Raw genomic sequence first — 13,954 nt, forward strand, 5'->3', positions numbered from 1 at the left:
GCGCAAAATATGTTCCGTGCTTTTACAGAGAGGGATTTCTTTAAGAAGCACGCCTATATTGATTCCCTTACCCGTGTGGCGAACCGGCACCAGATTGATGTCTGGCTCGAGGAGAAGCTCGAGGCTGCGGAGGATGGAAGGGCGTTTTCAATTATCTTTTTCGATATCGACCATTTTAAAAAGGTCAACGATGACTTTGGCCATAAAATCGGGGACTGTGTTTTGAAGGAGCTGTCTGCCATCGTCTCTGGCAATCTAACAGATGGTGACCAGTTCGGCCGCTGGGGCGGGGAGGAATTCATCCTGATTACGGATAGTACCGACGGACAGGCCTATGAAAAAGCAGAGCACTTCCGCAAGCTGGTCGAAAATCATTGCTTCAAAGGAGCTGGAAGTTTGACGGCGAGCTTCGGAGTCACGGGTTACCAGAGAAGAGACAACATCGATTCGCTGCTGAACCGTGCCGATGAAGGTCTGTATGTTTCAAAAAACAGCGGCAGAAATAAAGTCAGTGTGAACTAGCCATCCCATTTCGTCGGGGTGGTTTTTAACTTCCATTAAATTTATGATTAAACTATATATATAATGTGGTAAGATAACAATGATTGGGACTCTTTGAAAATGTAAATATATGAAATCGCTTTCAATAGATTGGTAAAAGGAGAAGTGCACCATGAAATATCGTTCTGCATTTGATATTATTGGTCCGGTGATGATCGGGCCTTCGAGTTCGCATACAGCAGGGGCTGCGCGGATTGGCCGCATAGCGCGCACATTATTCGAGAAGCAGCCGACAAAGGCCGTCATCTCCCTGTACGGCTCTTTTGCAAAAACTTATAAAGGACACGGAACTGATTTGGCACTTGTAGCAGGAATCATGGACTTTGATACATTTGATGAACGGATTCCCAATGCTTTGAAAATCGCTGAGGAAACTGGGCTTGAAGTTGAATTCATTGCGGAGGATGCTGTTATGGAGCATCCGAACACTGTAAAAATAAATTTATATGATGGGCAAGGCAAGGAGCTCGAAATCGTCGGAATTTCCATTGGGGGCGGAACGGTTGAGATTACAGAAATCAATTCGTTCAAATTGAAGCTGTCCGGTGGCAATCCGGCAATCCTGGTCGTCCATCATGACAGATTCGGGCTGATTTCAGCCGTGACGACCGTTTTATCAAAGCATCAGATTAACATCGGTCATATGGAAGTCTCGCGAAAAGATAAGGGAGACACAGCAGTAATGGTCATTGAAATGGACCACAAAATCGAGAACGGCGTTTATGCCGAGTTAACTGCCCTTGATGGCGTTGACCAGGTTATCCGTCTCGTTGACTAAATATGAGTTACATCAGGAGGGCTAGCCATGTTTCGTAATGTTGCGGAGCTTGTTGAATTAGCTGAAAAAAATCAGGTGAAAATCGCCGAAATCATGATTCGGCAGGAGATAGAAGTATCAGGCCGTTCCCGTGAGGAGATCATTGCCCAGATGGACAATAATCTGCAGGTCATGGAACGCGCTGTGGAAAGAGGCTTGAATGGTGTCAAGTCCCAGACCGGCCTTACAGGCGGGGATGCAGTCCTGTTGCAAAAATACATCGACAGCGGCAAATCGCTGGCTGGCAATCTATTACTGGATGCTGTCAGCAAGGCAGTTGCCACGAATGAAGTGAACGCGGCAATGGGCATCATCTGCGCGACACCAACCGCTGGATCAGCAGGCGTCGTTCCGGGGACACTTTTTGCAGTAAAAGAAAAGCTGAACCCGACACGCATGGAGATGATCGAGTATCTGTTCACGACAGCTGCATTTGGTTTTGTCGTAGCGAATAACGCATCGATTTCCGGCGCAGCAGGCGGTTGCCAGGCAGAAGTCGGCTCCGCTGCTGGAATGGCTGCAGCTGCAATCGTTGAAATGGCTGGCGGATCTCCGCAGCAGTCATCTGATGCATTCGCAATCACGTTGAAAAATATGCTTGGATTAGTCTGTGACCCGGTTGCAGGACTGGTTGAAGTTCCATGTGTAAAAAGAAACGCAATGGGTGCTTCGAACGCCATCACTGCTGCCGACATGGCACTAGCAGGCATCACAAGCCGAATCCCGTGCGACGAAGTCATCGGCGCGATGTACGCCATCGGCCAGACAATGCCATCCGCACTGCGGGAAACAGCAGCAGGCGGACTCGCGGCAACACCAACAGGCAAGCGTTTAGAGGAAGAAATCTTTGGGAAGCCAAAGTCGAAGCTTGTGGATTATTTAATTCAAAAATAAGTTTGAAAAAGCCACTTTCAATTGAAGTGGCTTTTCTAATGGCAAAACTTCCGGACGGGATTGAGTTTTTTTACAATAAATGAATGTTCCGTTTCACGCACTCTTCGATCGTTTCCTCATTCCACACAGATACCTGCACCTCACCAATATGGATTTTTTGCAGAAGAAACATGCACAGCCGTGATTGACCGATTCCGCCACCGATGGTGTAAGGGAGCTCTTTATTCAATAATGCCTGATGATACTCCAATTGTATGCGTTGTTCCTGGCCGGACAGCTTTAGTTGCTCCAAAAGAACTTTTTCATCAACCCTGACACCCATTGAAGTGATCTCGATTGCCCGACCCAAAGGTGGATACCAGAGCAAAAGATCGCCATTGAGATTCCAATCATCATAATCAGGTGAACGGGAATCATGCTTTTGGCCTGACCGAAGCTCATGCCCTATTTGAGTTATAAAAACTGCCCCGAACCTGTTTGTGATTATATCCTCTCGCTCCTTTGGTGAAAGATCTGGATACAGATCCTCCAGTTCCTGTGAGGAGATAAAATTTATTTCTTTCGGCAGGGTGGAGTTTAAAACAGGATAAAGTTTTGCCAAAAAGCTTTCCGACCTTTTGATGCCATCGTAAATTTTTTTAACAGTGATTTTCAGTGTATTCACATTCCGCTGCTTTCGGGAGATTACTTTTTCCCAGTCCCATTGGTCCACATAGAGGGAATGAAGATTGTCGAGAGTCTCATCACGCCGAATCGCGTTCATGTCGGTATACAGCCCCTCGCCTTGAGAAAAACCATACCGTTTCAACGCCATCCTTTTCCACTTGGCAAGCGATTGAACAATTTCAATCCTTTCGTTTTCCACATCAAGTGCGTCAAAGGAAACAATCCGTTCATTTCCAGCCAAGTCATCATTGATCCCCTTCCCGCCTCTTATAAAAATCGGGGCCGACACGCTATTCAGATCCAGTGCCTCCGCAAGATTGCTTTCAAAAATATCCTTTGTTTTCTTGATTTCAACTTCTGTCTCCCTTAAGTCCAGTTTTGACTGATACTTCAAAGCGGCATTGCTCAATTTCTCTCATCCCCTCCCGATTGATTTAGCACTTTAGTGTATTTACGCAAACATCCATTTACTTTATGACAGCAGGAAGTGAAAGTTGCTACTGTCCTTCTGCAAAAACGAAAAGCGACAACAGAAGTCGACAGTTTTAGTAATTAAGTGCCTATATACTAGTTAATAGAATTAAGAAGTAGGGGGCGTGTGATGAGGAAAAAAGGTTGGGCGGCCGCAATCGCAATGGGACTAGTCATGGCAGGGATTCATCCCCCTGAAGCTGCAGAACTATCAGACATCCGCCAGCAACGATTGGACCTTAAGCAGGATTTTACCAAGAAAGAAGCGCAAATCGACGCAATGGATGAGGCTGAGCAAAAATATCTCTCCGAACTAAAGGCACTGGATGATGAGGTGGCAGAGGTCAACCAGAAAATCCGTAACCTTCAAACCGCCATTGATGGATCTGCGAAATCTGTAGCAGACTTGAAAGCGGAAATCGAGGGGCTTGCTGACATCATCGTCCAGCGCGAAAAGCGGATCAAAGAACGGCTGCGAACGATGCAGGCACAGGACGGATTGGGAATGTACGTGAATATGATTTTTGACTCTAAAAATCTATCCCAATTACTCGATGTCGCGACTGTCGTAGGCACCATCATTAAAGCCGATAAAGAGTTAATGGCAAAACATCAGGCAGACCTGCAGATATTGAAGGATCAAGAGATTTTCCTCCAGCAGGAGATTGTTTCACTGGAGAAAGAACAGAAAGAAATGCAGATATTGCAAGCTCAACTGCAAAAGAAGGCCGAAGAAAAGCAGCGCCTGCTTGATCGTGTTCAGGATACAAAGCGGGAAAGCGAATCAGAGCTGATGGACATGTATGAGGTCTATGTCAACCTGGCATCCCAGGAGATTGCGATTTTAAAAGAAAATCAGAATCATCGTGAGGAATATCTAGATGCGAATCCAGAAGAGATATTCATCATACCGACCAGCGGCGAGCTGACTTCAGGCTACGGTCCCAGATGGGGCAAGCTTCACGCAGGGATTGATATCGCTGACGAATCGCCTGATACCGAGGTGGTCGCCGCTGCTTCAGGAACGGTCATCCGCTCTTATTATTCAGCCACATATGGCAACTGCGTCCTGATCACCCATAAGATCAACGGCAAGACATTCACAACCCTTTACGCCCATTTGGAAAAAAGCACTGTCACCACCGGGCAATCCATCAGCAAGGGCGAAATGCTCGGTTATATGGGGAACACCGGCGACAGCAGGGGCAAGCATCTCCACTTCGAAATCCACGAAGGCCAGTGGAACTATGAAAAATCAAACAGCGTCGATCCGCTTGTATACGTTAGAAACTGAGCCAGATTCAATTTACGAATCTGGCTTTTTACAGTTGCTCTTTACGTTAACGTCAATGGTAAAATTAGTTTACTGATTATTCTGTTAAAAAAGAGGTTTTAGTATGGATTCAATTTCTAATCTCGCCGAGGAGTTTGGGATTACCACAAGAACCATCCGGTATTATGAAGAGCTTGGATTGCTGAAGCCTTCCCGCACTGAAGGAGGACGGCGGATGTATTCCAGCAGTGATGTAGCAAAGCTGAAACTCGTGCTCCGAGGAAAACGGTTCGGTTTTTCGCTGGAGGAAATTAAAGAAATGGTGTTGCTTTTCGACGAGGATCGGTCCGGCGAAAAACAACTGAAGCGGACCATTCAGTATGGAGAAGAGAAACTTGCAGAAGTGAATGAAAGAATAGCTGAGCTTGAGGAAATCAAAGAGGAAATCGAAAGACTGATGACTGAATTTAAGGGGAGGTTACAAGGATGAATTTTTACGAAGAAGAACCGCAGTTTAGGGCATTGCTGAAGGAATTATTGGATGAGGAATTTTTTGCGTATGCAGATCGGGAGTTACTTGCGTTTGGTGAAAAATGCGCAAACGAGATTGACGAAAGGGCAAGGTTTACCGACAGGGAAGGGCAACCAAAGCTGATTAAGTTCGATGCATATGGTGATGACATATCTGAAGTTTGGGTGAATGATGGTTACCGGAAGACGGTTGAAGAGTCTTACAACGCGGGAATTGTAGGCTACGTCCATAAGGAAATCCCAGAACTAGGTCGCCAGGGAAACTACATTTATTCCTTTGCCCAGGGTTATTTGTTATCCCAAACAGAGCCAGGCTTTTACTGCCCGGTCACACTGACGATGGCAACTGCTTATTTATTGGACCAATACGCCTCTGAAGAGCTAAAAGAGAAATTCCTGCCCCATGTTTTAGCGACAGGAGAAACTAAATTATACGAAGGAGCCACCTTCCTGACCGAGCGCCAGGGCGGATCCGACGTCGGCGCAAACGTAGTGAAGGCAGCCCAGACAGCGAACGGCTACAAGATCTACGGAGAAAAATACTTCGCCTCCAACGCAGGAATGTGCGGCGTCGCAATGGTTTTAGCAAGAAAAGAAGGAGCCACATCCGGCACAAAAGGTCTCACATTGTTCGCCGTCCCATGGCGCAAAAAAGACGGAAAACTCAACGGCATCAAGATTCGCAGACTCAAGGATAAGCTCGGTGTTCGGGCAGTCCCATCCGCTGAAGTTGAGTTCGACGGAGCAGAAGCATTTGTCATAGGAGATCCAGCAAAAGGCTTTTATTACATGATGGAAGCATTAAACCTCTCCCGCGTCTGCAACACCGTCGCATCACTCGGCATCATGCGCCGAGCCTATCGCGAAGGACGGGAGTATGCACTGAAACGTGACGCCTTCGGCAAGAAGTTGGCCGATTTTCCAATGATTAAAGATTCTCTCGTTAAAATGGCTGTGAAGCTCGAAGTCGAAACCAGGACAGTGTTCAAGTACCTTCCGTTGTTTGAGAAAGTCATGAGGAATGAGGCGGGAGTATCAGAAAAAGATATCTTTTTGAATCGACTTTACATCGCCCTTTTGAAGAAAGAAAGTGCTGAACAAGCAGTCCACTTTGCACATGAAGCCATTGAAATGCACGGAGGAAATGGGTATATTGAAGACTTTGTTACGCCTCGATTACTGAGAGATGCTCAGGTACTGACTGTTTGGGAAGGGACAGCGAATATCCTTGGGCTGGAAGTGTTGAGGTTGATGGAGAAGTTTGGAGCTGGAGAGTTGTTTTTGGAGGAGATGAAAGAGCGTGTTGTTGGGTTGGAAGGTGAGTATGTAGACCAAGTTCATGGTGGGATCGAGCAGTTAGAGAAACTGCTGTTGTCTCTGCAGACAGCATCCCATGACCATAAGACATTTCACTCCAAGCGTGTGGCTGAGTTGATGGTGAAGATTTTTGAGAGTGTAAATGCGTTGGAATATGCTGCGAGTGGGGATGAACGTGCTCAGAAGGTGATGGAGATTTATATAGAAGAAACTTGGGAATCAGGACATGAGTTCAATGAACAATTGAAATCCGTCGATTACTTCGATGTAGTATTGGCTTTAGAGAAATACGAGAAAGAAACTGCTATCTAAAAGATCAAAACAAGCCTAAGAGCGTTTAGGCTTGTTTTTTTTGTCGAGAAATGAGGAATTCTGACTACTTAAATATTTTGAAAATAAATTCTTCCAAGGTTGTTGACACTGTAAATCATAGATGGTAATTTAATTATATGTTCTATATAAAGAACGGATGAATTCTTTATTAAGTTACACCATGCCAGGAGGAAAACATGAGCGCAATTGCAGGAATCATTCACTTGAAAAAAGAGCAAGTTCCCTTCGAACATGGAAGGAACATAATGAAAGGCCTTGAAAAATTCCCCGCAGACGATATCCAAGTCTGGCACAGACACAATGCCTTCATTGGAAACCATGCGCAATGGATCACTCCAGAATCCGTCGGAGAGCAGCAGCCCTTCTATGATTCCGAAAGACAATGCGTCATCACTGCAGACGCCATTATAGATAACAGAGAAGAACTATTCGAAAAGCTTCAAGTCGAGCGATCAAAACAAAAACACATGCCAGACAGCCAGCTCATTTTGCTAGCTTACTATAAATGGGGAGAGGAATCCCCAAAACATCTTGTCGGAGACTTCGCTTATATGATCTGGGATGAACGAAACCAGAAACTATTTGGAGCGAGAGATTTTTCCGGGACACGGACTTTATATTATTACAAAGACGATGAGATGTTTGCCTTTTGTACTACCATTATGCCTCTTTTTACTTTGCCTGGAGTTAAGAAGGAATTGAATGAAGAGTGGATGGCTGAGTTTTTGGCAATACCAGGCATGGTTGATGCTATAGATGTAAATTCAACTGTATATAAAACAATCTTACAAGTGCCCCCGTCCCATTCAATCTCAATTAGTAATAACAGGGTAAGTTTAAAGAGATATAGCTATATCCAAATGGGTGAAAAGTTAGTACTGAAAACAGACTTCGAGTATGAAGAAGCTTTTCGAGAAGTTTTCAATAAGGCTGTGACATCAAGGATACGGTCAATTGGAGAAGTTGGAGCGCATCTAAGTGGAGGCTTGGATTCGGGTTCAGTGGTAAGTTTTGCGGCTAAAGCTTTAAAGGAGAAAAACAAAAGACTACATACCTATAGTTATATTCCTGTATATGATTTCGAGGACTGGACACCGAAGTATGCATTGCCTGATGAAAGTCCTTATATAAAGTCAACTGTGAAACATGTAGGGAATATTAAAGATAATTATTTAGACTTTAAAGGAAATGATCCATTTTCCGATGTTGATGATTGGCTGGATATTATGGAGATGCCTTATAAATTCTTTGAAAATTCTTTTTGGGTAAAGGGTATATATGAGCAGGCTTCACACCAAGGAATCAAAGTACTTTTAAGTGGTGCTAGAGGAAATGCGACAATTTCGTGGGGACCTGTTTTAGATTACTATGCGACTCTTTTAAGAAAATTAAAATGGATGAAACTATTTCAAGAAGTAAACCAATACTGCAGGATTTCTCAGGTTGAAAAATCCAGATTACTAAAAGTCGTTGGTAAAAAAGCATTTCCGATTCTTGCCTCAAACAACGAATTATATAGTTTTCCAAAATGGATAAGTCCAGAGCTGGCAGAACGTGTGAAAGTAAATAATAAGTTAGAAAAGGCAGATATCTATTTTTCTAATAGACCTATAAATGCATATGAGGAACGGGAGAGGCATTTTGCAAAACTATTCTATTGGAATGCAACTGGAATAAGTAGTACAAAAGCTTCATTGAACTACTCGTCATGGAATCGGGATCCAACAAATGATTTAAGGGTTGTCAAATTTACATTATCAGTGCCTGATCATCAATTCATTAAAAAGGGTCAAAATAGATCTCTTGTAAGACGTTCCACAGTTAATCTTCTGCCTAACTCAGTAAGATTGAACCAAAATATAAGAGGTAAGCAAGGAGCAGACTGGTTACATAGGATGATACCTCAATGGGGGAATTTTATTTGCGAGTTGGATAACTTTAATAATAGTGATACTGCTTCTGAGTTAATTAACAAAAAAGTAATTAAAACTTTTATTGATAAATACCGATGCAATCCACTTCCCCAGGATGCCTTTAATCCTGAAATTAGAGTGTTGATGAGGAGTTTCATTGTTTATAAGTTTATAAGGAAGAATATTGAAGGGAGGTGAAAAAATGAAGAAAGAGTGGAAAGCACCAGTATTAGAAGTGTTAGACGTTAAAATGACAATGCAAGGTCCTGGCATTAGAGATGTGGATGCTCAATTTGAAGATGAAGATGAAATCGGCTTTTTGCATAAAAGCTAATCATTGAAGGCTCTAATTTTCAGCGCCCTTATACAATTTAATTGTATAAGGGCTTATTAGAATAGTGAAGTGGAGAGAAGTCAATGAAATTAACCATAAATAAATTTTTATATAAAGCATTCGGTTTGAATATCTCAAGTGACATACGTCTTCCGGAGTTAAGTGCAGTTCTCCTCGATAAGGAACAATTTGACCTTGAGATTAAGGTTTCTGACTTAAGCCAATATTCATCGGTCTTAGATAAAACTCCACTAATGCTTCTAACCCAGGGTGAAGAATTTTATTTTAAAGTGCCAGGAGCTTCAATCTTCTGTGTGAAAAATGGAAATCAAATATTAGTATCTCCATTTAAAGGTTGCGATTTTGATGAACTGAGATTATACATTCTAGGAACTTGCATGGGAGCAATATTATTCCAGCGGAAAATACTCCCATTACATGGCAGTGCACTTTCAATTAACGGGAAAGTTTATGCATTCATTGGAGATTCTGGAGCAGGGAAATCAACGTTAGCGACTAGTCTGGCAAGGAAAGGTTACAAGTTGTTGACCGATGATGTTATTGCTGTTAACTTAACACCTGAAAATCAGCCGATAGTTACCCCTTCATATCCCCAACAAAAACTATGGGAAGAGAGCCTTCATAAATTTGGGATGAGTAATACATCATTCAACCCAATTTATAAAAGAGAGAAGAAATTTACGGTTCCCATTAAATCTATGTTTTGTGAACAAGAATTGCAACTTGCTGGTGTATTTGAACTCGTAAAAAGTGAGGATGATAGCGTATCTATAAAAGAGATACATAACCTTGAGAGGCTTCACACTTTATTAAGACATACCTATAGGAATTTCTTATTGGACGACTTTGGTTTAATGGAATGGCATTTACAAATTTGTTCTAAATTTGTAAGCAAAATTAAAATGTTTCAAATTAGTAGGCCTGATAAGGGTTTTTCAGTGGATGAAATAACTGAAGGGATTTTTAAAATCGTTGAAAAAGAGGGATAGTATATGCACAGTGTTCATAATCTTTCAATAGAAAGTATGATTAACCGTAACGCAGGTTTTTTTGCAAGTGATATGGGAGGAGAAAAAGTCCTGCTAAGTGTTGATAATGGCAAATATTATAATCTTGGTGAAATTGGTGGGCAAATCTGGGATTTGATCGAGTCAAAATGCTCTGTAAACAATCTCATTGAGTCTCTTACCAATGAATTTACTGTTGAGAAAGATCAATGTGAACTGCAAGTTTTAAAATTCTTGGAGTCTCTTTATAAAGAAGGTTTAATCGAAATTAACGATATAAATTAAGTAGGGGTTTTATATGAGATTCTCGAGAATAATTCGTTTATTTACACGCATGACTTTCACTGAAATTCGCTTATTTTTGGAGACCTTTTTTATATTAGGTTTGGCCAGGTTTCTAATAGCATTACCTTTCTCTAGAATATCTACTTTTTTAGGAAAGCATATGGATGAAACTCCGCTAAATAGTAATTTATCCTCTGTCCAAATTCAACAAGTGAAGAATATAAGGCATGCAATCGAAATTGCTAGTAAATATACCCCCTGGGAAAGTAAGTGCCTGGTTAAAGCCATTACAGCCATGTCCATGTTGAAAAGAAGAGGTATTGAAAGTACGCTTTATCTTGGCACCGCTAAAGAAGAAGGCGGTTTAATAGCTCATGCTTGGCTGCGCTCGGGAGACTTTTATGTCACAGGTGCAGATGTCATGAAGAAATTCACAGTCGTTGCGAAATTCGCAAAAAAGAATGGGGGAGAATTATATGGAAGGAATATATAAGTTGGATTTAAAGGACATTCCCCTTGAGCTAAAACTCTTAATTTTTATTCTAAATAGTGATAATGAAAAGGATATATATGACGAACTTAACTCGAAACTCGATATCGATTGGAAATTATTCTTAAAATTGTCCTTCCATCATAGAGTTTTTCCCTCTATAGCCAGTAAGCTTAAGGCTATAAAGGCTAATATCGTACCCGAATTTGTAACTTCAAACTTATACAATGCTTACAAAAATAATACTATTAACATGTTATATCTGTTGGGGGAAACCGAATATATTTTTAAGTTATTAAAAGCAAGTCATGTCCCAACAATATTTCTAAAAGGACCTTCTCTTGCAGTGGATCTATACGGAGATACATCATCAAGAACTTCCTCAGACTTGGATATTCTTGTACCATTTCAACAACTTGAAAAGGCAGAAGAAATCTTAATTGAGAGTGGATATATAAAAGATGATTATTTTGAAACGGTTCTAAATGACTGGAAATGGAGACACCATCATTTATCTTTTTTTCATCCTGAAAAAAAAGTGAAGGTAGAGGTACATTGGAGACTTCATCCTGGTCCTTCTTTTGAGCCGTCTTTTGAAGATTTGTGGAACAGGAAGCGGAAATGTCGGGTATCGAGCGTCAACATATTAGGAAAAGAAGATCTGTTTGTCTTTCTAGTTACACATGGTGCTCGGCATGGATGGTCAAGGCTACGATGGCTAATCGACATTCATAAATTATTGGAGCAAAAAGTTGATTGGAGTAAAGTTGTATCATTGTTTCACGAATATCACTCAGTTTCACTTGCTGGTCATGCCGTTATTTTGTCATCTGTATTACTTAAGACAAATATTCCACTGGAAATGCAAGCTATGTCGAATAATAAGAAATCCAAATTATTGGCACAGGGTGCACTTTTTTATTTTAAGGATATGATTAATCTACACGATGAGCCATTAGCTGAAGAAGTTGCGAAGTACCATAGACATTATTTGTTTTCCCAGATGTCTAGGCCGCAAAAGATTCTATTCATTTTAAGCTTTTTTCATCCTTACCCAGAGGATGCAGCCATTTTCCCTCTCCCTAAAAAATTTCATTATCTTTACTTTCCTTTACGACCCTTTTTATGGGCATTACGAAAGAGAAAGAAACATGCAGTAGTTTAGGAGGAGAAAATATGGAATCCCTGCTTTTTTTTATAAAAAAATTACATCATTATTCGGGAAAAACTCTTTATATTAATATGATCGGTATGATGGTTATAAGTATGCTGGAAGGAATCGGTATTATATTAGTCATTCCATTAGTTAACTTGGTTGAGTTTGGAGGTTTGTCAGACTTAAAGATAGACTTTTTAAATTCAGATGCAGTTAAGAATGTGATTTCATATTTGAACTTGCCAGTTATGTTAGGAATATATACCTTGCTGGTAATACTCCAATCTTATATACAAAGGAGTTTGGCTATCAGAAATCTAAGGATACATATGGGTTTCATTAATCGTCTACGATTAGCCACATATCGAAGTCTGCTGAATGCAAATTGGGATTTCTTTTTGTTGAAACGTAAAACAGATCTAATAAACTCATTGACTGATGAATTAGGAAGGCTTAGTGCTGGAACAGCAGTATTCCTTCAATTAGCTACATCTCTTATATTTACATTCATACAGATTCTTATCGCTCTTTGGATTTCTCCTCTCATAACAATCTTTGTGTTATTCTGTGGGCAATTGCTAGGTTTATCTTCAAGAATATTCATAAAAAAATCTCAAGCTATAGGAAAAAAGCAAACCAAAATAACTAAGGACTATATTAGAGGACTTACAGAGGATTTCAATGGAATAAAAGAAATTAAAACAAATAACTTAGAAACAATAAAAATTAACTGGTTAAAAACATGGAATACAAGAGTTGAAGAAGAAAAATTGTCTCAACGTAAATTAACTACACTCTCCCAGTTAATTTATAAAAGTACATTTGCCATAATTATTGCATTTGTTATTTATTTTTCAATCCGTGTCTTTGATACTCAATTGGAGCAACTACTTCTGATTATGCTCATCTTTACACGATTATGGCCAAGATTCTCAAATATTCAGGGTAGCCTAGAACAACTGGCCGCTAATCTTCCGGCTATACAATCCATCAGGGAACTACAGCAAGAAGCAAGTAGATACTTTGAGGAAGAAGAAGCTATTCCACAAAAGACATTAACAATAAAAAGAGAATTATCATGCGAAAGAGTCTTCTACCAATACAATCAAAAAGGTGAAACTGATTTTGCTTTGAGAAATATAACGTTGAAGATCCCTATAAATAGCATGGTAGCGATAGTAGGTCCTTCTGGAGCTGGAAAGAGCACATTAGTGGATATTATTATGGGCTTGATCAAGCCAACAAAAGGTAAGGTATTTAGTGATGGAGAGGTACTTACTGACAGTGAAGTACGGTTGTTGAGAAATATGATAAGCTATGTGCCACAGGATCCGTTTTTGTTTCATACAAGTATACGTGAAAATTTATTATTAATTAACCCAGATGCGACCGAAGCGGAATTGTGGGAGGCATTAAAATTTGCGGAAGCAGCAGACTTTGTTCAAACATTGCCAGAAAGCCTTGATACAGTTATTGGAGATAGAGGGATTAAACTGTCAGGAGGAGAAAGACAAAGGCTAGTACTTGCACGGGCAATCTTAAAGAAACCATCCATCCTTGTTTTAGATGAAGCAACAAGTTCTCTTGATAGTGAAAACGAAGCGAAAATTCAATCTGCACTTGAACAGCTTAAGGGGAAGGTTACAATCATCGTCATAGCCCATCGACTATCCACTATTAGAAATGCAGATAAAGTGATAGTGTTAGATAAAGGGGAAATAATACAACAGGGTGGATTTAAGCAACTTGCTAATGAGGACAAAGGTGTTTTCAATAGTCTCTTAAAAAAGCAAACGGAAGCAGTGTAGTCAACAATAATAATTAGAAAACTGAAATTTTCTTCTTGACTTGTTCTTTATACAGAACTAAAATAGGTATATATTAT

Annotated in this window: 14 protein-coding genes; 13 read left to right on the top strand and 1 reads right to left on the bottom strand. The window is 40.7% G+C overall.

All coding sequences use genetic code 11. From position 1 onward, the window contains the following. The 3 genes from ACH0QE_RS25590 to sdaAA all read left to right on the top strand — a co-directional run. On the top strand, nucleotides 1-522 hold a 522-nt coding region (locus ACH0QE_RS25590), incomplete at its 5' end, for a GGDEF domain-containing protein (protein ID WP_415803188.1). Nucleotides 523-673: 151 nt separating this feature from the next. Next, nucleotides 674-1,339 carry an L-serine ammonia-lyase, iron-sulfur-dependent subunit beta gene (sdaAB, locus tag ACH0QE_RS25595; protein ID WP_415803189.1) on the top strand — a complete coding sequence of 222 codons (666 nt, stop codon included), beginning with the start codon at nucleotides 674-676 and terminating at the stop codon, nucleotides 1,337-1,339. Nucleotides 1,340-1,366: 27 nt separating this feature from the next. Beyond that, nucleotides 1,367-2,272, top strand: coding sequence for an L-serine ammonia-lyase, iron-sulfur-dependent, subunit alpha (gene sdaAA / locus ACH0QE_RS25600; RefSeq protein ID WP_415803190.1), 906 nt, complete (start codon nucleotides 1,367-1,369; stop codon nucleotides 2,270-2,272). Nucleotides 2,273-2,342: 70 nt separating this feature from the next. Here sdaAA and asnA read toward each other — a convergent pair whose 3' ends face one another. Then, a complete protein-coding gene (gene asnA, locus ACH0QE_RS25605) occupies nucleotides 2,343-3,332 on the bottom strand; it encodes an aspartate--ammonia ligase (RefSeq protein ID WP_415803201.1) in 990 nt (329 codons plus the stop codon). Nucleotides 3,333-3,539: 207 nt separating this feature from the next. Here asnA and ACH0QE_RS25610 point away from each other — a divergent pair, with 207 nt between their 5' ends. From ACH0QE_RS25610 to ACH0QE_RS25655, 10 genes are all read left to right on the top strand, one after another. Further along, complete coding sequence (locus tag ACH0QE_RS25610; RefSeq protein WP_415803191.1) at nucleotides 3,540-4,703, top strand: murein hydrolase activator EnvC family protein; 1,164 nt, start codon at nucleotides 3,540-3,542, stop codon at nucleotides 4,701-4,703. A gap of 103 nt (nucleotides 4,704-4,806) precedes the next feature. Beyond that, complete coding sequence (locus ACH0QE_RS25615) at nucleotides 4,807-5,172, top strand: MerR family transcriptional regulator (RefSeq protein WP_415803192.1); 366 nt, start codon at nucleotides 4,807-4,809, stop codon at nucleotides 5,170-5,172. Next, on the top strand, nucleotides 5,169-6,842 hold the full coding sequence (locus tag ACH0QE_RS25620; protein WP_415803193.1) for an acyl-CoA dehydrogenase family protein: 1,674 nt from the start codon (nucleotides 5,169-5,171) through the stop codon (nucleotides 6,840-6,842). The genes ACH0QE_RS25615 and ACH0QE_RS25620 overlap by 4 nt, the downstream gene beginning before the upstream one ends. 197 nt (nucleotides 6,843-7,039) lie before the next feature. Continuing rightward, a complete protein-coding gene (locus ACH0QE_RS25625; RefSeq protein ID WP_415803194.1) occupies nucleotides 7,040-8,974 on the top strand; it encodes an asparagine synthase-related protein in 1,935 nt (644 codons plus the stop codon). Nucleotides 8,975-8,978: 4 nt separating this feature from the next. Next, nucleotides 8,979-9,110, top strand: coding sequence for a paeninodin family lasso peptide (locus tag ACH0QE_RS25630; RefSeq protein ID WP_415803195.1), 132 nt, complete (start codon nucleotides 8,979-8,981; stop codon nucleotides 9,108-9,110). Nucleotides 9,111-9,193: 83 nt separating this feature from the next. Then, on the top strand, nucleotides 9,194-10,120 hold the full coding sequence (locus ACH0QE_RS25635) for an aldolase (protein ID WP_415803196.1): 927 nt from the start codon (nucleotides 9,194-9,196) through the stop codon (nucleotides 10,118-10,120). A gap of 3 nt (nucleotides 10,121-10,123) precedes the next feature. Continuing rightward, nucleotides 10,124-10,423, top strand: a complete 300-nt coding sequence (locus ACH0QE_RS25640; protein ID WP_415803197.1) for a lasso peptide biosynthesis PqqD family chaperone — start codon at nucleotides 10,124-10,126, stop codon at nucleotides 10,421-10,423. A gap of 13 nt (nucleotides 10,424-10,436) precedes the next feature. Continuing rightward, entirely contained in the window at nucleotides 10,437-10,916 is a 480-nt protein-coding gene (locus ACH0QE_RS25645; protein WP_415803198.1) for a lasso peptide biosynthesis B2 protein, read from the top strand. Then, on the top strand, nucleotides 10,900-12,078 hold the full coding sequence (locus ACH0QE_RS25650; RefSeq protein ID WP_415803199.1) for a nucleotidyltransferase domain-containing protein: 1,179 nt from the start codon (nucleotides 10,900-10,902) through the stop codon (nucleotides 12,076-12,078). The genes ACH0QE_RS25645 and ACH0QE_RS25650 overlap by 17 nt, the downstream gene beginning before the upstream one ends. A gap of 11 nt (nucleotides 12,079-12,089) precedes the next feature. Then, nucleotides 12,090-13,877, top strand: a complete 1,788-nt coding sequence (locus ACH0QE_RS25655) for an ABC transporter ATP-binding protein (protein WP_415803200.1) — start codon at nucleotides 12,090-12,092, stop codon at nucleotides 13,875-13,877. The last annotated feature ends 77 nt before the right edge of the window (nucleotides 13,878-13,954 follow it).

It is taken from the genome of Mesobacillus sp. (genome assembly GCF_047739415.1).
Taxonomy (GTDB): domain Bacteria; phylum Bacillota; class Bacilli; order Bacillales; family Cytobacillaceae; genus Mesobacillus.

What these genes read in the sequence shown, in the direction of transcription:
- ACH0QE_RS25645 (WP_415803198.1), top strand. Translation starts at nt 10,437, where the DNA reads ATGAGATTCTCGAGAATAATTCGTTTATTTACACGCATGACTTTCACT.
- ACH0QE_RS25655 (WP_415803200.1), top strand. Translation starts at nt 12,090, where the DNA reads ATGGAATCCCTGCTTTTTTTTATAAAAAAATTACATCATTATTCGGGA.
- ACH0QE_RS25640 (WP_415803197.1), top strand. Translation starts at nt 10,124, where the DNA reads ATGCACAGTGTTCATAATCTTTCAATAGAAAGTATGATTAACCGTAAC.
- sdaAA (WP_415803190.1), top strand. Translation starts at nt 1,367, where the DNA reads ATGTTTCGTAATGTTGCGGAGCTTGTTGAATTAGCTGAAAAAAATCAG.
- ACH0QE_RS25650 (WP_415803199.1), top strand. Translation starts at nt 10,900, where the DNA reads ATGGAAGGAATATATAAGTTGGATTTAAAGGACATTCCCCTTGAGCTA.
- ACH0QE_RS25610 (WP_415803191.1), top strand. Translation starts at nt 3,540, where the DNA reads ATGAGGAAAAAAGGTTGGGCGGCCGCAATCGCAATGGGACTAGTCATG.
- sdaAB (WP_415803189.1), top strand. Translation starts at nt 674, where the DNA reads ATGAAATATCGTTCTGCATTTGATATTATTGGTCCGGTGATGATCGGG.
- ACH0QE_RS25625 (WP_415803194.1), top strand. Translation starts at nt 7,040, where the DNA reads ATGAGCGCAATTGCAGGAATCATTCACTTGAAAAAAGAGCAAGTTCCC.
- ACH0QE_RS25615 (WP_415803192.1), top strand. Translation starts at nt 4,807, where the DNA reads ATGGATTCAATTTCTAATCTCGCCGAGGAGTTTGGGATTACCACAAGA.
- ACH0QE_RS25620 (WP_415803193.1), top strand. Translation starts at nt 5,169, where the DNA reads ATGAATTTTTACGAAGAAGAACCGCAGTTTAGGGCATTGCTGAAGGAA.
- ACH0QE_RS25630 (WP_415803195.1), top strand. Translation starts at nt 8,979, where the DNA reads ATGAAGAAAGAGTGGAAAGCACCAGTATTAGAAGTGTTAGACGTTAAA.
- ACH0QE_RS25635 (WP_415803196.1), top strand. Translation starts at nt 9,194, where the DNA reads ATGAAATTAACCATAAATAAATTTTTATATAAAGCATTCGGTTTGAAT.